This window comes from Micromonospora musae (assembly GCF_003626635.1).
Lineage (GTDB): Bacteria > Actinomycetota > Actinomycetes > Mycobacteriales > Micromonosporaceae > Micromonospora > Micromonospora musae.
Map to the genome: position 1 here is coordinate 41,884 of NZ_RAZT01000014.1, position 18,650 is coordinate 60,533.

Consider the following 18,650-nt stretch of genomic DNA (forward strand, 5'->3'; position numbering starts at 1 on the left):
CGCCTCAGCCGTCCGGGTCACTGTCGGCGAGGATGGCGGTCACTCCGTCGAGACCCTGGCGGGTCCCGACCACGACCACCACGTCACCGGCGGCGAAACGGAAGGCCGGGTCCGGCGAGACGATCACCTCGCCCTGGCGGAGGACCGCCACGATCGAGGCTCCAGTCCGGGTGCGAGCCTTGGTGTCGCCGAGCTTCCGGTTGACGTACGAAGAGCCCGCCGGAATGAGGATCTGCTCGGTGAGCAGCCCGGCGGCCTGTTCGCGTAGCCCGGAGAGCTGACCGAGCATCAGCGACGCGCCGAGGATGTCGGCGAGCGCCTCCGCCTCGTCGTCGGTCAGCGGGATGTCGGCCTGACACGAATCAGGATCATCCGGGTCGTAAAGGACAAGGTCACGACGACCGTTGCGGTGGGAGACCACGCCTACGCGGCGTCCGGATTCCGTCACGAGGTCATGACGTACGCCGATACCCGGCAGCGCGGTCTGTTCGACACGTACTCGCACCCAGCCAACGCTACCGCGTCCAGGCCCGTCTATCCCTGCCCCGTTGACGTCAGCCGATGTCTCTTCCCTGGTCGACGGGCGGGACGGCTCGTCTCGCGCCCTCGGCCGCCCGCTCGGAGCGGTCACCGGCCGGCGGTGCGGTAGCGCTGGTAGCGGTGCATGCTGAGCCCGCGGATGCCGGGCACACCGTCGAAGATCCCGCGCTCGCCGCCGAAGCTGGAGCCGGCGATCGCCTCCCGGTGTGCCTCCTCGCTGGTCCACTCCGCGTAGAGGGTCAGCCGGGTGCCGTCGAGGCTGAACAGGAGGTGCCCGCCGATCGCGCCCGGGTGCGCGTCCGCCCGGAAGGTGGCGATCCGCTCCGCGGCCTGTTGTTGGAGTTCGGGGCCGTCGGTCGCGATGCTGATCAGCGCGACGCAACCGGGGTGGGGCGCGTCGCCGGAGAGGCTGCCCGGCGGGGTGGCGAGGCTGGAGACGACGGCGTCGAGGTGTGTGACGCCGGAGCCGTGCGCCGCGACCCGGTCCGCGGTGTCCCGCTCGCCGACGTTCCCGGCGTGCAGCCGGTAGTCCTGCTCACTCTCCCATCGGCTGTAGAACATGACGAGGTGGCCGTCGGTGCTCAGCAGGCAGGTCACCGAGAGGCAGCCCTCGGGCCAGGGCAGGTGCCGCCACCGAGCCATCGCGCTGTCGGCGGTGGCGCGTTGAGCGTGGCGATCCGCGACCTGCCAGCGGCTGGTCACCACCACGCCCGGGTGGGCGGGGGCGGTCTGCGCGGATGCGGGGACGTGGGCTTCCATGTGGTCTCCTCTGAAACGGTCCGGATGGTCTCGGCTGGATCAGCCCAGGTACGGAACGAGCGCCTTCGCGTCCCGCAGGGCATGGGCCCACCAGGTGAGCTGGTCGAGCAGGCTGCCGGCAGCCCGGTTGCACCCGTCCGGGCTCAGCGGTGTCCCCTCGGCGTCGAACTGGCGCCAGGCGTCGTGGAAGCTGACCGTTTCCCGAACGGTCACGGCATGAAGCTCGGCGAACACCAGGCGCAGGGCCTCGACCGCCCGCAGCCCGCCGCTGATCCCGCCGTAGGAGACGAAGCCGACCGGTTTGGCGTGCCACTGCTCGTGATGCCAGTCGACGAGGTTCTTCAACGCCGCCGGAAAGCTGTGGTTGTACTCCGGAGTGACCACGACGAACGCGTCGGCGGCGGAGAGTCGTGGGGTCAGGTCCTGCAGCGCGAGGAGCGCCTCCGGCGCGGGCTGCGCGCCGAACGCCGGCAGCGTCATCGGTAGGGCGACCTCGGCGAGATCGATGAGGTCGACAGTGAGGTTGTCGCGCTCGCGGGCCTGGCGTACGAACCAGTTCCCGACGGTCGGGCCGAAGCGGCCCTGGCGAACGCTCCCGAGGATGACCGCGAGCTGCAGTGATTGACGCGTCATGGCGACTCCCGACGTCGACGAGTGGATCGTGGCCGGGATCCGGCCACCCGCCAAGGCTGATACCTACACAAATGTGGAGGTCAAGCTACGGTGGTCGGCGTGACGGATTCGGCTCCGACGAGCGCGCAGTTGTTGACCATCGGCGAGCTGTCCAGACGCAGCGGCGTGCCGCACACCGCCCTGCGGTTCTACGAACGGCAGGGGCTAATCCACAGTCGGCGGACCACCGGGAACCAGCGCCGTTACGACCGTGGCACGCTGCGCCGGATCGCGTTCATCCGGGCCTCGCAGCACACCGGCGTACCGCTGGCCGTCATCGGTGAGGTGCTCGCGCTGCTGCCGGCCGGCGCGTCACCGTCGAAGGAGTTCTGGGAGCGGGCATCGGAGTGCTGGAGCAAGGAGATCAACGCACGCATCGCCCGGTTGGAGCGGATGCGCGACCGCTTCACCCGGTGCATCGGCTGCGGCTGCCTGTCGTTCGACGAGTGCGCCCTGGTCAATCCGGGCGACGCGCTCGCCGAACTGGGCCCGGGGCCGCACCGTCTGCTCAGATCCTGAATCCCGTGGCCGGCGGCGCGGGCCAGGCCGGCGACTGCGACTCCGGAGGTGACGGGAGTCACATCCGTAGAGTTGAGCGGAATAGGCTCAAGTCTGGTTGTGTCCTTCCTAGCGGACCTGTCGATCCGGGGGAGTCATGAACACGGAACGTCTCACCACCAAGAGCCGCGAAGCCATCACCGGTGCCGTCGCCCTGGCGAATCAGCGCGGTCACGCCACCGTGGAGCCCTGGCATTTGCTGCTGTCGTTGCTCGACACCGAGGGCTCGACCGCTGCCGGCCTGCTGCGTGCCGTCGGGGCCGAACCAGTCGAGCTGCGCCGGGCCGCCCAGCGCGCCGTCGACGCCCTGCCCGCGGCGCGCGGCTCCAGCATCGCGGAGCCGACCCTGGCCCGCGAGTTCGTCAACGCCATCGGCGCCGCCGAGCAGATCGCCCGGCCGCTGGGCGACGAGTACACCTCCACCGAGCACCTGCTGGCCGGTCTGGCCCGGGTGGGCGGCGCGGTGGCGGACGCGTTGAAGGCCGCCGGCGCCACCGAGGAGAACCTGGTCGCCGCCTTCCCGACGGTGCGCGGCGGAGACCGGCGGGTCACCACCGCCGACCCGGAGCAGACCTACCAGGCGCTCGCCAAGTACGGCGTCGACCTCACCGCTCGCGCCCGCGAAGGAAAGATCGACCCGGTGATCGGCCGGGACTCGGAGATCCGCCGGGTGATCCAGGTGCTCTCCCGGCGTACCAAGAACAACCCGGTCCTGATCGGCGAGCCCGGCGTGGGCAAGACCGCGATCGTCGAGGGGCTCGCCCAGCGGATCGTCGCCGGTGACGTGCCGGAGTCGCTGCGGGACAAGAAGCTCGTCTCGCTCGACCTGGGCGCGATGGTGGCCGGCGCGCAGTACCGCGGGCAGTTCGAGGAGCGGCTGAAGTCGGTGCTCGAGGAGATCAAGAACTCCGACGGGCAGGTCATCACGTTCCTCGACGAGCTGCACACCGTCGTCGGCGCCGGCAAGGGCGAGGGCTCGATGGACGCCGGCAACATGCTCAAGCCGATGCTGGCCCGCGGCGAGCTGCGGATGGTCGGCGCCACCACGTTGGACGAGTACCGCGAGCACATCGAGAAGGACCCGGCGCTGGAGCGGCGCTTCCAGCCGGTGCTGGTTGGCGAGCCGACCACCGAGGACACCATCGGGATCCTGCGCGGGCTCAAGGAGCGCTACGAGGTGCACCACGGCGTACGGATCACCGACGCCGCCCTGGTCGCCGCCGCGACCCTCTCGGACCGCTACATCACCGACCGCTTCCTGCCTGACAAGGCGATCGACCTGGTCGACGAGTCGGCGTCCCGGCTGCGGATGGAGATCGACTCGCGGCCGGTCGAGGTGGACGAGATCGAACGGGCGGTCCGCCGGCTGGAGATCGAGGAGATGGCGCTCGCCAAGGAGCCGGACGACGCCTCCGTCGAGCGGCTGGCGCGGTTGCGCCGGGAGCTGGCCGACAAGCGCGAACAGCTGACCGCGCTCTCCGACCGTTGGAAGCTCGAGAAGGGCCACATCACCAAGCTCTCCACGGCCAAGGAGGAGCTGGAGCGGCTGGGCGGCGAGGCCGAGCGGGCCGAGCGCGACGGCGAGCTGGAGCGCGCCGCCGAGCTGCGGTACGGCCGGATCCCGGCGCTCAAGACCGAGCTGACGCAGGCCGAGCAGGAGCTGGCCCGGCTCCAGGCCGACGGCGCGATGCTGAAGGAGGAGGTCGGTGCCGACGACATCGCGGCCGTGGTCGCCTCCTGGACGGGTATCCCGGCCGGCCGGCTGCTCGAAGGTGAGACGGCGAAGCTGCTGCGGATGGAGGAGTCGGTCGGGGCGCGGGTGGTCGGCCAGCCCGAGGCGGTCGGCGCGGTCTCCGATGCCGTACGCCGGGCGCGGGCCGGCGTCGCCGACCCGGATCGGCCCACCGGCAGCTTCCTCTTCCTCGGCCCGACCGGCGTCGGCAAGACCGAGCTGGCCAAGGCGCTCGCCGAGTTCCTCTTCGACGATGAGCGGGCCATGGTCCGCATCGACATGAGCGAGTACGGCGAGAAGCACTCCGTCGCCCGCCTGGTCGGTGCTCCGCCCGGCTACGTCGGTTACGAGGAGGGCGGTCAGCTCACCGAGGCGGTGCGCCGCCGGCCGTACTCGGTGATCCTGCTCGACGAGGTCGAGAAGGCCCACCCCGACGTCTTCGACATCCTGCTCCAGGTGCTCGACGACGGCCGGCTCACCGACGGCCAGGGCCGGACCGTCGACTTCCGCAACACGATCCTGATCCTCACCTCCAACCTCGGGTCGTCGGTGATCAGCGATCTGACGCTCGCCGAGGAGCAGCGTCGGGAGGGTGTCCTGTCGGTGGTCCGCGCGCACTTCAAGCCGGAGTTCCTCAACCGGCTCGACGACGTGGTGGTCTTCCCCGCTCTGCGCGGGGACGATCTGCGCTCGATCGTGGACATCCAGCTGTCCCGGCTGCGGAGCCGCCTCGCCGATCGCCGGTTGGCGCTGGACATCACCGACGACGCGCGCGGCTGGCTGGCCGAGCACGGCTACGACCCGATCTACGGAGCCCGCCCGCTACGCCGCCTGGTACAGACGGCAATCGGCGACCAGCTGGCCAAGGCCCTGCTGGCCGGTCAGATCCGCGACGGTCAGACGGTCAAGGTCGACCTGACCCCCACCAAGGAAGCCCTGACCGTCACCCCCGCCTAACCCCCACCCCCCACCCCCACCCCTAGCCCTCGTGATCAAGAGGTTTGCGTCGCGGAACCGTCTTCCGTTGACGCAAACCTCTTGATCGACAGGGTGGGGTGGGTGGGGGCGGGGAAAGTAGGGGGCATGTTCGGGATCGGGAAGAAGCGCGACCGTGAGATCGCGGACGCGGTCGAGGAGTTGGCGCGGGCGGACACGCTCGCCTTCGGCGGGGTCGGCTTCGCCGGAACGCTGCTGCCGGTGACCGAGGCGTACGGCACCGTCGAGGCCGTCCTCGCCGAGCAGCCCGAAGTCGTACGCGAGCAGCTCGATCGGCTGCTCACGCACGGCTCGCCGGCCGGTCGGGCGTACGCGGCGACGCTGCTGGAACAGGTCGATCCGGCGGCCGCGCGGGCGGCATGGACGGTGATGCGCGGCGACCCGGGCGAGTTCACCACGTACAGCGGCTGCCTCATGGGCCGTTCGTCGTTGGGCGAGTACGCCGCGGGCCGCCTCACCGAGGCGTGAATTCACGCTCGGGTGACTGAGTGCTCACTCGAACTGCGCCGACCTCACTCAGGTGCGCGGGCTTGTTACCGTTCGCGCCGATGTACCGGGGAGGGTGCTGGTGAACGGGTCCGTGGCGTGGCTGGTGACGGCGGTGGGCTGCCTGGTCGGGGCGGCCGGGGTGGCGTTCGCCGTCGTGGCGCTGCGCCGGTCCCGGCAGCGACCGCCGGAGGCGGCGCCGACCGATCCACTTCGGGACCACGACGCCGACGCGCTGCGTGGTGACCCGCGCCGGCTGCGCCCCGGTGACCTCGTCGAGATCCGCCAGGTGTCCTACCTGGTGCGCGGCACGGTCCGGCTGGTCGAGGGTGGCTGGAGCTGGGTCGAGCACCTGCTCGACGACGCGCAGGGCGTACGGCGTTGGCTCTCCGTCGAGGAGGATCCGGAGCTGGAACTGGTGCTCTGGAACGCCGAGCCCGGCGCCACCGTGACGCCCGGCGCGCCGACCATCGACTTCGCCGGCCGGACCTACAGCTGGAAGGAGTCCGGTCAGGCCAGGTTCACGGCTACCGGCACCACCGGCCTCGACCCGGCCGGCACGATGCGGTACCACGACTACCAGGCGACCGGCGGGGCACGGCTCTCCTTCGAGGCGTACGGAGAGGCGGGCTGGGAGGTGGCGCGCGGCGAGCTTCTGCACCGCGCCGAAGTGATGATCTATCCGCAGGCAGGCGAGGACCGGACCGGGGAGCAGTGAGTGCTGGTCACTCTGGACGCCCCGTACGTCGACACCAGCGCGGCCGACCTTAGCCTGGCCCGCGACGACGCTGAGCGACCCGCGCTGCACGTGCTCGACCTCGATCTGCCCGGAGCGATCCGGCTCGAGCTGCGGCTGCTCGGCGCCTCGCACCAGGTGGTGCTGCGCGCGGGCGACGTCGTGCTGACCGAGACCGTGGCCTGCCTGCCCGGACGACCCCCGGAGCTGCCGGCGACGGTGCTCGACGAGGCGGCCGGTTACCGGTTCGCCGCGACGGTGCTCCGCCCGCCCGCCGCTGGTCTTCGTGATCGGGTCGCCGCACTCCGCGCGGAGCTGGCCGACGACGCGTTCGCCCTGGTCGGTGTCTTCCCCGGTGACGCGGACGCGGTGACCGCCCTCGCGGTCCGGCCCGAGCCGGGCGGCGGCGCGGTGGCCTGGCGGACCTGGCACGCCTACCCGCAGACAAACGAACTGGTCCTGACCGAGACGGTGGTGACGCTGCGATGACGTACCGGCGCTGGTTCGTGGTTGGCCTGGCCTTCGCGGTCATCGGGGCACTGGTCGCCGCCTTCGCCATCTTCTACGGCAGCTTCTCCCCACGCGGCTACGTGGAGGACCACTACGGCCGCGACGCCGGCCGGGACATCGGCCGGGAGGCGGTCGCCTACACCTCGGCCGGTACGCCCAGCCGGGTGGCGAAGGAGATCACCGACGCCTGGCAGCCGGCCGACCAGTACGTCGACGGCAGCGGGGTCTACCTGCGCTACGACGACGACTCGGTGGTGATCCTGCCGATCGCCACCGGCTCGGTGATCCTGCTGGAACCTCTCCGGACCGCGTATCCGCGCTACCACTCCACGGTCGGCTCGTACTGGGGCTGGGGGCGTGGCAGCACCGTCCGGGGTGGCGGCCCCGGCGCCGGCAAGTAGCGGTGAACCCGAACCCCCCTCACCCCTGGAGCGCCCGTGCAGACCCTCGTCACCGACCTCCTGGTCACCCTCGCCTACGGGATGATCGGCGTGCTGTTGATGGGCATCGGCTACGTCCTGGTCGACCTGGCGACCCCCGGCCGGCTCAAGGAGCTGATCTGGACCGATCGCAACCGCAACGCCGCGGTGCTGCTCGCCTCGAATCTGGCCGCCGTCGGCGTGATCGTGGTCGCCGCGATCGCCGCCAGCGAGGACGACTTCGTGCTCGGGATCGTCGGCGCGACCGCGTACGGGATCCTCGGGCTGGTCATCATGGCGGCCGCGTTCCTCCTGCTCGACGCCCTCACCCCGGGACGACTGGGGCAGATCCTGGTCGACCCGGAGCCGCACCCGGCGGTCTGGGTCTCGGCCGTCGTGCACCTGGCCACGGGCGCGATCATCGCTGCCGCGATCAGCTGATGGCGGGCGGTCGACCGGCACGGCAGGCCACGGGCGGACCGGCGAGACGAATCGGGTGGAAGATCGCCGCGGGCCTCGGTGGCGTGGTCGTGCTGGTGGGCATCTGCGTCGCCGGCGCGCTGAGCGGGGACGACGGTCTCGCCGTCGCCCCGCCGACCAGCACTGAGCGGGCCGACACCGTGCCGATCCTTCAGCAGGCGACCGCCGTGCAGGGGATCTGCTACGGCTGGACGCTTCAGGCCGCCGCCGAGGTGGTCAGTGCCGGTTCCAACCTGGGCGAAGGGGTGGGCGTCGAGGGCGACCCTCGGTGTCCGAGCTGGGTGCGGGTCGTCGCGGACGTCACCTACGTCTCGGAGAGCAGTGAGTCGAACGACTACGCGTACGTGACGGTCGAGGGCTCCGCCGACCTGGATCCGAGCGGCCTGCTCGCCGTCGGTTCCGGGCTGGAGCGGTTCGGGCTCACCGAGGACGCGTTCCTCGACGACCCCGGCTGGGCGGTGACCCGGGCCGCCGTCAGCCTGCCGCTGCTGCTCGCCGAGGCCGGCGGGGTGTCTCCGGTGCCGGTCACCACGGCCACCTCGGCCGGTCCGCCACCGCCGCTGCCGGCCGCCGGTAATGACCTGTGGCGGGACCGGTGGGGCTACCTGCTCGCCGCAGCCGGGATGCTGCTGGTCACCGTGCTGCTGGTCACCGTCGGGCTGGTGCAGCGGCGTCGGGAACGAGCCGGGGTGGCGCCCAGGACGGGCGCGGCGTCCGGACGTACGCCGGGGGTTCGGTGACCACCGGCGCGCCGGAGCCTCCCCGGCGGCGGGTGGCTCGGGTGGCGGTGCTCGCCGCGGTCTTCGTCTGCGCCGCCTGCGGCCTGGTGTACGAGCTGGCCCTGGTGGCCCTCGGCAGCTACCTCATCGGGGACAGCGTCGGCCAGGCGTCGATCGTGCTCGGCGTGATGGTCTTCGCGATGGGGGTCGGCGCGCTCGCCGCCAAGCCGCTGCAATCCCGGGCCGCCGCGACGTTCGCCGCGATCGAACTGGCCCTCGCGCTGCTCGGCGGCCTCTCCGTGCTCGGCCTGTACGCGGCGTTCGCCTGGCTGGACCTCTACGGCCCGGCGCTCGTCGGCACCGCGTTCCTGCTCGGCCTCCTGATCGGCGCGGAGATCCCCCTGCTCATGGTGCTGCTGCAGCGGATCAGGAGACAGGCGGCGGGCAGCGCGGTGGCCGACCTCTTCGCCGCCGACTACGTCGGCGCGCTGCTCGGCGGTCTCGCCTTCCCGTTCCTGCTGCTGCCGGTCTTCGGTCAGCTCAAGGGAGCGATCGTCGTCGGCGCGGTCAACGCGCTGGCCGGGCTCGCCCTGGTCGGCACGGTCTTCCGCAAGGAGCTGGGATTCCGGTCTCGGGTCGCGCTCGGCGCGGGCGCCCTGACGGTCGCCCTCTGTCTCGGGTACGCCTGGGTGACCGCGCACGACTTCGAGGTGACCGCCCGCCAGCAGCTCTACCGCGATCCGGTGGTGCACGCCGAGCGCAGCCGCTACCAGGAGATCGTGCTGACCCGCTCGGTACGCGAGGTCGGCCACGCCGGGACCGATCTGCGGCTCTACCTCAACGGTGACCTCCAGTTCAGCTCGGTGGACGAGTACCGCTACCACGAGGCGCTCGTGCATCCGGTGCTGAACGGCCCGCGCGCCGAGGTGCTGGTGCTCGGCGCGGGCGACGGCCTCGCTGTACGGGAGCTGCTCCGCTATCCCGACATCCGTCACATCACGGTCGTCGATCTGGATCCGGCTGTGGTGGCGCTGGCGCGTGCCGAGCCGCAGCTGCGCCGGCTCAACGCGGACGCGTTCGACGATCCGCGGGTCCAGGTGGTGAACGGGGACGCCTTCGGATGGCTGCGCGGCAATCCGCGCCGGTTCGACGCCGTGGTCGCGGACCTGCCCGACCCGGACGAGACCGCCACCGCGAAGCTCTACACGGTCGAGTTCTACGCCCTGATCCGGGCCGTGCTCGCCGAGCACGGCAGGCTGGTCGTGCAGGCCGGATCCCCGTACTTCGCGCCCCGGTCCTACTGGTCGATCGAGGCGTCCGTGCGGGAGGCCGGCTTCGCCACCGTGCCGTACCACGTGGACGTGCCGTCCTTCGGCGACTGGGGCTTCGTGCTCGCCGCCCCGGCCGCCGTCGCGCCCGCGCTGGCGCTGCCGCCCGACGGGCCGGAGCTGCGTTTCCTGAGCCCGGCGACGCTGGCCGCGGCGGCCACCTTCCCCGCCGACCGGGATCGCGTCGTGGTGCCCGCGTCGACCCTGCTGCGACCCCGGGTCCTCGAGTACGCCCGGATGGAGTGGCGTGGCTACTGAGCCTGGCCGCCTGGGCATCACGTCGGACGCCGCGCGGTGGCGTCGCGGCCTGCCGCGCTGGCCGATTGCCGATACGGTGTGGACCCGACCTAGGGAAGGAGCATCGTGGTCGATTCCCCCAGCACGCCGGCCCGGTCACGGCCGGGCGTAGTGACGATTTCCAGCTATCTGCTGATCCTCTTCGCCGTTCTTCAGCTCGTCGGCCTCATCATCACGCTGTCCACCATCGGCACCATCCGGGACGTGCTGCGCGACGCGTACGCCAGCACGGATCCCGAGGCCGCCGACGCCGTCGGTGGCATCACCTACGCGATCGGCATCGGTGGCGCGATCTTCGCGCTGCTCATCGCGGTCGGCCTGGTGGTGCTGGCGCTGCTCAACAACCGTGGCAAGAACGGTTCCCGGATCACGACCTGGGTCCTCGGCGGCATCATGATCTGCTGCAGCGGCGGCAACCTGGTCAGCGGCGCCGCAGGTGGCTTCACCGGTGGTGCCACCGGTGGCACCAGCGCCAACGCGCCGAGCGCGGACGAGGTCCAGCGTCAGCTCGACGCGGCGCTGCCCGGCTGGTTCACTCCGCTCAGCACCGCCCTCTCGTTGATCGGGGTGCTCGCGCTGCTCGCCGCGCTGATCCTGCTCGCGCTTCCGAAGGCGAACGAGTTCTTCCGCAAGCCGCAGCCCGCCTGGGAGCCGCCGGTGCCCGGCGCCGCCTACCCGGGCTACCCGCAGGTTCCGGGCCAGCCCGGCTACCCGTCCTCCGGCGACCCCGGCTACCCGTCGACGCCCGGCTATCCGGCTACTCCGGGTCAGCCGCCGGCCGGTCAGCCCCCGGTCCCGGGTCAGCCCGGCGACCAGGCGCCTCCGTCGGACCGGCCCGGCACGACCCCGCCGCCGCCGATGAGTTGACGGCCCGAGAAGACCGACGATGACGGGTCCCTCCGATAGGTTGCAGTCGACGCCTATCGGAGGGACCCGTCGTGTCGTACCCGCATCCGGTTCCGGCCCGCCGTCCCACGACGGTCAGGTTGGCGATGGCGGCACTGCTGCTGATGGCGGTCGTCGCCATCGGGTACGCCGTGGCCGGGCTGCTGGTGGTCGGCGGCACCGTGGACCGGTTCCGCGCCGCCGCGACCGGCACCGCCGCCTCCGCCGATCAGGTCGGCGGTACGGTCGCGCTGCTGCACACCACCGCCGTGGTCTCCGCGGTGGTCAGCCTGCTGGTCGGAGTGCTCCTCGCCGGTCTCGCGCTCGGTCTGGGCAGCGGGCGAGCCGGTGCCCGGGTGGCGGTCTGGGTCGTCTGCGGGCTCGGAGTCCTCGGTGGTTGTTGCGGCCTGGCGCTGCTGGTCGGCCAGCGGTCGGTGCCGCTGCAGCCGGGCGCCGACGATCCGGCGTCCACCGAACTCCTCGGCCTGATCGCCGATGCTTATCCGGGATGGTGGATCCCACTGGGCGGGGGGCTTTCGGTCGGCCAAACACTCGGTTACCTTGTGGTAGCCGCGCTGCTGGCGCTGCCGGCGGCGAACGCATGGTTCCACCGTCGACCCGCGCCGGTCGCACACCCCGGGTTCCCCACCCGACCCGTACCGCACCCGCAGCAATCGCTACCGATCATGCCGCCGCACCCGCCAGTTGAGGACCGCCAGTGACGCTGCACTCCGCGCCCACCGAGCAGCGGGCCCTGGTCACCGGTGCGACCGCCGGGATCGGCGCGGCGTTCGCCCGTCGGCTGGCCGCCGACGGATGGCACCTGGTGCTGGTCGCCCGCGACGCCGATCGGCTGGCCGAGGTCGCCGCCGAGGCGAGGGAGCACCACGGGCGCGAGGTGGAGATCATCTCGACCGACCTGTCCACGGACGACGGTTGTGCCGTGGTGGAGGGCCGGCTGGCCGGCGGGACCCCGATCGACCTGCTGGTCAACAACGCCGGGATCAGCCTCAACAAGCCGTTCCTGCGTTCGTCGGCCGAGGCCGAGGCCCGCTTGCTGCGGCTCAACGTGCACGCGGTGATGCGCCTGACCCTCGCCGCACTGAGAACAATGACCGAGCGGCGACGTGGGGCAGTGATAAATGTCTCTTCCGTTGCGGGTTTCGGTGCCGTCATGCCCGGCTCGACCTACTCGGCCAGCAAGGCATGGGTGACCAACTTCAGCGAGTCGGTCGGGCAGTCCACCCGGTCGTTCGGCGTACGGGTGATGGCGCTCTGCCCCGGCTACACGCGGACGGAGTTCCACGAGCGGGCGGGCATCAACATGTCGAAGACGCCCGAGTGGATGTGGCTGCGGGCCGACGACGTGGTCGACGAAGCCTTGCGTGACCTGCGAAAAGGTAAGCCGGTAAGCGTTCCGGCGTGGAGGTACAAGTTCGCCGTCGCCGGTCTGCGCCACGCGCCGCGGCGGTTGCTGCACGCGGTCGCACGCGACACCCGGGGCCGGATCGGCCGCGAGGAACGCTGACCCCTCGCGAGGCGCCGGCACCGTCCGGCCTCCGTTGGGCCAGTGGCGATCGGGTCGGGTCTGATCGCGCAGAGTAGTCGTACATCGCCATGCATCGGTCGCCCGAGCGATGGATACCGGTGGACCCCGCACGCGGCTCACAGACTTGAGCAGTACCCTCTATCGCCATGGGGGACCACGACGACCTGCGTAAATTCATCACCGATCTGGCCGTGGTTCACGGCCGGGTGGTGCTCTCCTCCGGCATCGAGGCGGACTGGTACGTCGATCTGCGACGCGTCACGCTCCATAACCAGGCGGCACCTTTGGTCGGTCGAGTGATGCTCGACCTCACCGCCGACTGGGACTTCGACGCGGTCGGTGGCCTGACCCTGGGCGCCGATCCGGTCGCGGCCTCGATGCTGCACGCCGCTGCTCCGACCGACCGGCCTCTGGACGCCTTCGTGGTGCGCAAGGCCGGCAAGGCGCACGGTTTGCAGCGACGGATCGAGGGTCCGGATGTCGCGGGTCGGCGAGTACTCGCGGTCGAGGACACATCGACGACGGGGTCGAGTGTGCTTGCCGCGGTTGAGGCGCTACGCGAGGCCGGGGCCGAGGTCATCGGTGTGGCGGTTATTGTTGATCGAGGCGCCGGCGACGCGGTGCGAGCCGCCGGACTGCCTTATCGGGCGGCCTTTACGTTGGCTGACCTCGGCCTTGTGGCGTAAAAGTCTGCCGATTCGGATCTGCTGATATGCAGGCGGATCGATGCTCCTGGTGGAAGGATGGAAAACGTGGGAACTGCGTTGGCTGAAATGACTATGCCTCAGATCTCGCCGCTCGCCGGCGAGCCGATCGAACGTGCCGATGCCGAGCGTCTCGCCGGGGTCCTCAAGGCCCTCGCCGACCCTGCCCGGTTGCGGCTGCTGAGCCTGATCCAATCGGCTCCCGAGGGCGAGGCGTGTGTCTGTGACCTGACCGCGCCGCTCGGCCTCTCGCAGCCGACGGTCAGCCACCACCTGCGGATCCTCACCGAGGCCGGCTTGCTGGAGCGGGAGAAGCGCGGTGTGTGGGCCTACTACCGGCTGGTGCCGTCGGCGATCGCCACGATCGCCGATCTGCTGACCCCGCCGCGGAAGCGGGCCACCAAGAAGGCTCGCTGAGCCTTACCGATCGTCCGGTGCCCTCCCTCAACAGGGACGGCGCCGGACGGCCGGCGGTCGGCGTCTCTCCGGTCAGTGCTTGCCGTAGTGCTGCCGGGTCTCCCGAATCGCCTCCTCGGCGGCGGCCCGTTCCGCGGCGGAAGTGCCGCGCTTGGCCGCGATCCGCGCCCGGAGCAGTTCGATGGCGATCGGAATCACCGAGATCGCAACGATCGCGATCAGGATGAGTTCGATGTTCTCCTTCACGAACGGAATCTGGCCGAGGAAGTAGCCGAGCACCGTCACACCGGTGCCCCAGAGCACCCCGCCGATGATGTTGTAGGTAACGAAGGTGCGGTAGTTCATCCGGCTGACCCCGGCCACGATCGGCGTGAACGTCCGCACGATAGGCACGAAGCGGGCCAGCACGATCGAGCGGGCACCGTACTTCTCGAAGAACTCGTGCGCCTTAAGCACGTTCTCCTGCTTGAACAACCGTGAGTTCGGCCGGCGGAAGAGCGACGGCCCGACCTTGCGGCCGAACGCGTACCCCACCTGGTCACCGGCGATCGCCGCGATCGTGATCAGCAGGCAGACCAGCCAGAGCGGGTAGGTGATGTACTGCCCGTCCGCGGTCAGCAGGCCCGCCGTGAAGAGCAGCGAGTCGCCGGGCAGGAAGAAGCCGATCAGCAGACCCGATTCGGCGAAGACGATGGCCAGGATGCCGAGCAGCCCGAACGTCGAGATCAACCACTCCGGGTCGAGCCAGTCAGGGCCCAGGGCCAGGGTGGTGGTGGGCGTCGGCACGAGCGACCTCCGAATCTACCGGTGGGGGCGTTCAGTCGCCGGCGGCGACGGCACGTCCGTAGTCTAGGTGGCCGTCCGGAACGTCCGGTGCTCGACGTCACACCTGTGTCGGCCGTCGCAGCTCACGCTGCCGGCCCGGGCCCCCGGGCTGCCGAGACTCCGCCGGGCCGGGAACGGCGATGCCCCGCCGACCGGACGGTCGGCGGGGCACCAGTGGTGTTACGGATCAGGCCACGAAGCGGGTCTTGCGGCGGCGAGCCACCACGTAGCCGCCGACACCGGCGGCGAGCAGCAGGGCACCGATGCCGCCGATCAGGGCGGTGGACTCACCGGTGATCGGCAGCGAACCGCCGTCACCGTCGCCGCCACCCTGTCCGCCGTCGCCGCCACCCGGGTTGGTCGGGTTGATGATGATCTTCGCGGTGTCGTTCTGCGACTTCGGGTCACCGGCCAGCTTCGTCGTGATGGTGCCGGTAGCGTCCGCACGTACCTCGTCGATGCGCAGCTCGAAGCCGTACGGGTTGTTCATGCCCTCCGGCGATTCGGTGACCTGGCAGGCGTACTCCTTGGCGCCCGGTTCGCCCCAGCCCGCGTTCCACGGGTCCCACTCCTCATTCGGCAGGTAGGGCACGCAGTCAAAGGGTGCCCCGACCGCCGTGGTGCCTTCCGGAATGGAGATCCGGACGGGCAGGTCCTCCGGCCGGATCTCCGGCGTCCCCTGCCCCTGGTACTCCAGCACGGCGGGGCCCAGGTTGGTGAAGCTCGGCTCGACGGTGACAATGTCACCCTTCTTGCCGGTCGCGGCGGCACCCTTGGCTGCGAGGTCCGCCGGGTTGTCGCCGGTCACGCGGACGGTCGCGATGGTGCTGCTGTTCATGCCTTCCACGTCGGTCTGCGGCGTGCGCGAAGTGAGCGTCTTCTGCTCGACCAGGCGGAGCTCGTCGCCCTGACCGGGCTTGACGTCCGACTCAGGCCAGCTGGTGAGTGCCCAGTCGTCGGTGGTCCACCAGTCGAGGTGGGCGGGGATCTTGGCTCCGGTCCGCACCTCCGGCCGGAGCTTGAGGGGAAGCCCCTCCGAGAGCTGATACGACCTGCCCGGCTCGATCTTCGTGTCGAAGGTGCAGAAGGTGATCGCGCCTTCGTCGCTGGACTTGCAGTTCGAGAAATCGCCGCCGTAACCGGCGAGCCACTCGGCCTGCACCACGAGAACCGCTCCGTCGACTGCGGCCTCGCCGACGTTGCGGACGACCGCCGGCACTCCCACCCGCGTACCGGGGGCCCCGCTGACTTCGATCTTCTCGTCGCTGACGAGGTCGACGCCCTCGGCGATCGTGATGCCCGCGGTACCGGTGGCCGACTTGCCGCCGGACGTGAGGGTGACCGTCAGGTCGCCCTGCTGCCCTGGCTCGGCGTCGTCCTTCGCGGTGACGTTGTAGTCGAAGGAGGGCTGTTCGTTCTCCGCAAGGTCGGTTTCACAGTGCAGCTTGGTCGGTGACACGTCGCACGTCCAACCCCATGCAGGCTCGACGACGGCGAAGTCCGCGACCTTGGAAAGGTCGACGTCCAGGGTGGTGTGACCGAACGCGGGCTCGCTCTCCGTGTCGGAGGGGCTCACATAGATCCAGCCCTGCTTCACGAAGCCGGGCGCGACCAGCACGTCCTGGGCGGTGATCTTGAAGGGTGCCTCGGCGGCGACGGCCGGGGTGGCGGAGGCGGCGACGAACGCGCCTGCGACGCCCAGCCCGGCGAGCAAGCGCCGGGTGGAGTGGTTGAGCATGTTGGGGGTTCCCTCGTGTGTCGGGGGCTGAAGAAGCAGCCAACCGATCTTAAGGAACCGTTAAGGTCCGCCGCTGTCCCAGGTCAGCCGCCCACCGCGGATATCAACCGAACGGCTGATCAAGATCACCGCAACGTTCCGCCCACCCGTACCCGTCATCAGGAGCAGGAGACCGGGAGGTGTGGTGACGTACGAGGATTTCGCCGACTCGCGTCTGGCCGCGTTGCTGCGGTACGCGGTCATGCTGACCGGTGACCCGCATCAGGCTGAGGACCTGGTGCAGGAGACGATGGTCCGCGTCCAGCTGCACTGGCGACGGGTGGCCCGGGCGGACTCGCCCGAGCGCTACGTGCGCCGAATGCTGACCAACCAGCACATCGACTGGCGGCGCGGTTCCTGGATGCGGCGGGTGCTGCTGCGCGCCGAGCCCGACGAGTCGACACCCGTCGGCACCGACCACGCCCAGTCCTCGGTGGACCGGGACGAGATCTGGTCCTGGCTGGCCAGGCTGCCCCGCCGACAGCGGGCCACCCTGGTGCTGCGCTACTACGAGGACCTGCCGGACGCGGAGATCGCCGACATCCTGGGCTGCGCCGTCGGGACCGTGCGCTCGTCGATATCCCGCGCCCTGGCGACCCTTCGAAACGAGTACGTGGAGGTCTGCTCGTGACCGAGAACGAGCTGCGTGCCGCGTTCGCCCGGCACGAGGCGCTGACCCCGCCGGCCGGCCCGGTACGCGCGGCGATCGACCGGGCGGTCGTCGTGCGCCGCCGCCGCAGGCAGCGGTTCGGGGCGGCGGGTGTCGCGCTCGCCGTGCTCGGCGCGCTCGGAGTCGGGATACCGCAGCTCGCGCCCCGCCCGGATCCGCAGGACGCCACGACCGTCGCCGGGCCGTCGACGGGGCTGCCCACCGGAGCGTTGAACCTGCTGGTGCTCGGCCTCGACACGAGATCGGGCGCGGCCGCACCGGCGGCCGACTCGGTGATGATCGTGCATCTTCCCGCCGATCGCAGCCGGCCCTATCTGATCTCGCTCCCCCGGGATCTGGAGGTGGAGATCCCCGGATTCCGTCGGGACAAGCTCAACGCCGCCTTCGCGTACGGCGCCGGGCGCGAACACCCCGACCGGAGCAAGGGGTACGACCTGACCCGGAGGGTCGTCGCCGAGCTGATCGGCGTACCCGTCGATGCCGGCGTTGTCCTCACCTTCCCGGCGCTGCGGAAGGTGACCGACGTGCTCGGTGGGGTGGAGGTCTGCCTGCCGCAGCAGGTGCGCTCCGTCCACACCCGTCGGGTCTTCCCGGCCGGTTGTCAACACCTCGACGGCCCCGCCTCCATGGACCTGCTGCGGCAGCGGCGTGGGCTGCCGGACGGCGGTCAGGACCGCGACCGCAACGCCCAGCGCCTCGTGGCCGGCCTGGTGCGACAGGCCGGCGAGAAGGGCGTGCTGACCGACCCGGTGCAGATCTCCCGACTTCTCGCCGCGGTCGGACCGGACCTCACGGTGGCCGGCGCCTCGGTGCCGGACCTGCTGCGAGTGGTGCCGGAGCTCGCGTCGGTCGAGCCGGTCGGGCTGAGCCTGCCGGTGGTCGACGACGTCCCACGCCTGCGTGCCGATCCCCGGGCCGCACCGGCCTTCCTCGACGCGCTGCGCGAGGACCGGTTGGACCGGTGGGCCGCGGCGAATCCGGACGGGGTCAACCGGCTCCGCTGACGAAACGGGCCTCGCCGCTTCGGGCGTCACCCGGATCGAGGGCGTGGGTGGTCCGCCGGCGACCACCCACGCCTGCCGCGGGACCGCTCCCGGCGCGTCCGCACGGCGAGGCCGAGTCGACGGAATCGGCCCACCGGGGCCTGCCGCCGATGCCAGGATGGGGCCGTGGGCTTCCTGATCCGGTGGGCGATCACCGCGGTGGCGCTCTGGATCACCACGGTGGTGGTGCCCGGGGTCCACGTCGGCGGCCGGTCGGGCGCCAACACCGTGCTCACCCTGGTCGTCGTGGCGTTGATCTTCGGCCTTGTGAACGCGGTCCTCAAGCCGGTGATCAAGGTCGTCGGCTGCATCTTCTACCTGCTGACCCTGGGCCTGTTCGCGCTGGTCGTCAACGCGCTGCTCTTCCTGCTGACCGATCGGATCGCCCACGCGCTCGACCTCCCGTTCCGGATCGACGGCTTCTGGGCCGCGTTCTGGGGTGCCATCGTGATGGCCGTGGTCACCTGGTTCATCAGCGTCGTGCTCCCGGACCGGCGGAGGCGCCGGTGACCACCGGCGCCGACGGTCACCGACCGGTGGACCCACAC

Annotated in this window: 22 protein-coding genes; 17 read left to right on the forward strand and 5 right to left on the reverse strand. The window is 70.9% G+C overall.

The features are described 5' to 3' along the window. Positions 1-4: 4 nt before the first annotated feature. The 3 genes from D7044_RS25230 to D7044_RS25240 all read right to left on the reverse strand — a co-directional run bounded on the left by D7044_RS25230 (position 5) and on the right by D7044_RS25240 (position 1,932). Entirely contained in the window at positions 5-505 is a 501-nt protein-coding gene (locus D7044_RS25230) for a cation:proton antiporter regulatory subunit (protein WP_120683690.1), read from the reverse strand. Positions 506-627: 122 nt separating this feature from the next. After that, the gene (locus tag D7044_RS25235) at positions 628-1,299 is read right to left on the reverse strand and encodes an antibiotic biosynthesis monooxygenase (protein ID WP_120690393.1); all 672 of its coding nucleotides are present in this window, start codon (positions 1,297-1,299) and stop codon (positions 628-630) included. A 39-nt stretch (positions 1,300-1,338) separates the two neighbouring features. Then, entirely contained in the window at positions 1,339-1,932 is a 594-nt protein-coding gene (locus D7044_RS25240; RefSeq protein ID WP_120690394.1) for an NADPH-dependent FMN reductase, read from the reverse strand. Positions 1,933-2,031: 99 nt separating this feature from the next. Here D7044_RS25240 and soxR point away from each other — a divergent pair, with 99 nt between their 5' ends. The 14 genes from soxR (at position 2,032) to D7044_RS25310 (ending at position 13,787) form a co-directional block, all read left to right on the forward strand. Beyond that, positions 2,032-2,490: a redox-sensitive transcriptional activator SoxR gene (gene soxR, locus D7044_RS25245; protein ID WP_120683780.1), complete on the forward strand. Its 459-nt coding sequence runs from the start codon at positions 2,032-2,034 to the stop codon at positions 2,488-2,490. 136 nt (positions 2,491-2,626) lie between these two features. Continuing rightward, a complete protein-coding gene (gene clpB / locus D7044_RS25250) occupies positions 2,627-5,218 on the forward strand; it encodes an ATP-dependent chaperone ClpB (protein WP_120690395.1) in 2,592 nt (863 codons plus the stop codon). Positions 5,219-5,344: 126 nt separating this feature from the next. Beyond that, complete coding sequence (locus D7044_RS25255; protein WP_120690396.1) at positions 5,345-5,725, forward strand: hypothetical protein; 381 nt, start codon at positions 5,345-5,347, stop codon at positions 5,723-5,725. 100 nt (positions 5,726-5,825) lie between these two features. After that, positions 5,826-6,461: a DUF4178 domain-containing protein gene (locus tag D7044_RS25260; protein WP_120690444.1), complete on the forward strand. Its 636-nt coding sequence runs from the start codon at positions 5,826-5,828 to the stop codon at positions 6,459-6,461. After that, entirely contained in the window at positions 6,462-6,968 is a 507-nt protein-coding gene (locus D7044_RS25265) for a DUF2617 family protein (protein WP_120683696.1), read from the forward strand. Further along, positions 6,965-7,390: a DUF4247 domain-containing protein gene (locus tag D7044_RS25270; RefSeq protein WP_120683697.1), complete on the forward strand. Its 426-nt coding sequence runs from the start codon at positions 6,965-6,967 to the stop codon at positions 7,388-7,390. The genes D7044_RS25265 and D7044_RS25270 overlap by 4 nt, the downstream gene beginning before the upstream one ends. 36 nt (positions 7,391-7,426) lie before the next feature. Further along, positions 7,427-7,849 (forward strand): DUF350 domain-containing protein, encoded by a 423-nt coding sequence (locus D7044_RS25275; RefSeq protein ID WP_120683698.1) that lies wholly within the window; start codon positions 7,427-7,429, stop codon positions 7,847-7,849. A 62-nt stretch (positions 7,850-7,911) separates the two neighbouring features. Beyond that, positions 7,912-8,628, forward strand: a complete 717-nt coding sequence (locus D7044_RS25280; RefSeq protein WP_120683785.1) for a hypothetical protein — start codon at positions 7,912-7,914, stop codon at positions 8,626-8,628. Next, on the forward strand, positions 8,625-10,193 hold the full coding sequence (locus tag D7044_RS25285) for a polyamine aminopropyltransferase (protein WP_120690397.1): 1,569 nt from the start codon (positions 8,625-8,627) through the stop codon (positions 10,191-10,193). The genes D7044_RS25280 and D7044_RS25285 overlap by 4 nt, the downstream gene beginning before the upstream one ends. Before the next feature lie 105 nt (positions 10,194-10,298). Next, a complete protein-coding gene (locus tag D7044_RS25290; protein ID WP_233563575.1) occupies positions 10,299-11,099 on the forward strand; it encodes a hypothetical protein in 801 nt (266 codons plus the stop codon). A 125-nt stretch (positions 11,100-11,224) separates the two neighbouring features. Beyond that, entirely contained in the window at positions 11,225-11,839 is a 615-nt protein-coding gene (locus D7044_RS25295) for a hypothetical protein (protein WP_407663401.1), read from the forward strand. Further along, entirely contained in the window at positions 11,836-12,645 is an 810-nt protein-coding gene (locus D7044_RS25300) for an SDR family NAD(P)-dependent oxidoreductase (RefSeq protein ID WP_120690398.1), read from the forward strand. Before D7044_RS25295 ends, D7044_RS25300 begins: the two co-directional genes overlap by 4 nt. Before the next feature lie 167 nt (positions 12,646-12,812). Continuing rightward, positions 12,813-13,352, forward strand: a complete 540-nt coding sequence (pyrE, locus tag D7044_RS25305; RefSeq protein WP_120683707.1) for an orotate phosphoribosyltransferase — start codon at positions 12,813-12,815, stop codon at positions 13,350-13,352. Positions 13,353-13,409: 57 nt separating this feature from the next. Continuing rightward, positions 13,410-13,787 carry an ArsR/SmtB family transcription factor gene (locus tag D7044_RS25310; RefSeq protein ID WP_091081602.1) on the forward strand — a complete coding sequence of 126 codons (378 nt, stop codon included), beginning with the start codon at positions 13,410-13,412 and terminating at the stop codon, positions 13,785-13,787. A gap of 72 nt (positions 13,788-13,859) precedes the next feature. On the opposite strand, the gene D7044_RS25315 is transcribed toward D7044_RS25310, so the two are convergent. Together D7044_RS25315 and D7044_RS25320 are read right to left on the reverse strand one after the other, a co-directional pair. Then, positions 13,860-14,573: a DedA family protein gene (locus D7044_RS25315; RefSeq protein WP_120683709.1), complete on the reverse strand. Its 714-nt coding sequence runs from the start codon at positions 14,571-14,573 to the stop codon at positions 13,860-13,862. A gap of 226 nt (positions 14,574-14,799) precedes the next feature. After that, entirely contained in the window at positions 14,800-16,350 is a 1,551-nt protein-coding gene (locus D7044_RS25320; RefSeq protein ID WP_120683712.1) for an LPXTG cell wall anchor domain-containing protein, read from the reverse strand. 184 nt (positions 16,351-16,534) lie between these two features. On the opposite strand from D7044_RS25320, the gene D7044_RS25325 reads away from it, so the two are divergent. The 3 genes from D7044_RS25325 to D7044_RS25335 all read left to right on the forward strand — a co-directional run bounded on the left by D7044_RS25325 (position 16,535) and on the right by D7044_RS25335 (position 18,612). Then, positions 16,535-17,020, forward strand: a complete 486-nt coding sequence (locus D7044_RS25325; RefSeq protein ID WP_120690445.1) for a SigE family RNA polymerase sigma factor — start codon at positions 16,535-16,537, stop codon at positions 17,018-17,020. Next, a complete protein-coding gene (locus tag D7044_RS25330) occupies positions 17,017-18,063 on the forward strand; it encodes an LCP family protein (RefSeq protein ID WP_120683714.1) in 1,047 nt (348 codons plus the stop codon). The genes D7044_RS25325 and D7044_RS25330 overlap by 4 nt, the downstream gene beginning before the upstream one ends. Positions 18,064-18,228: 165 nt before the next feature. Continuing rightward, positions 18,229-18,612 (forward strand): phage holin family protein, encoded by a 384-nt coding sequence (locus D7044_RS25335; protein ID WP_120683716.1) that lies wholly within the window; start codon positions 18,229-18,231, stop codon positions 18,610-18,612. The last annotated feature ends 38 nt before the right edge of the window (positions 18,613-18,650 follow it).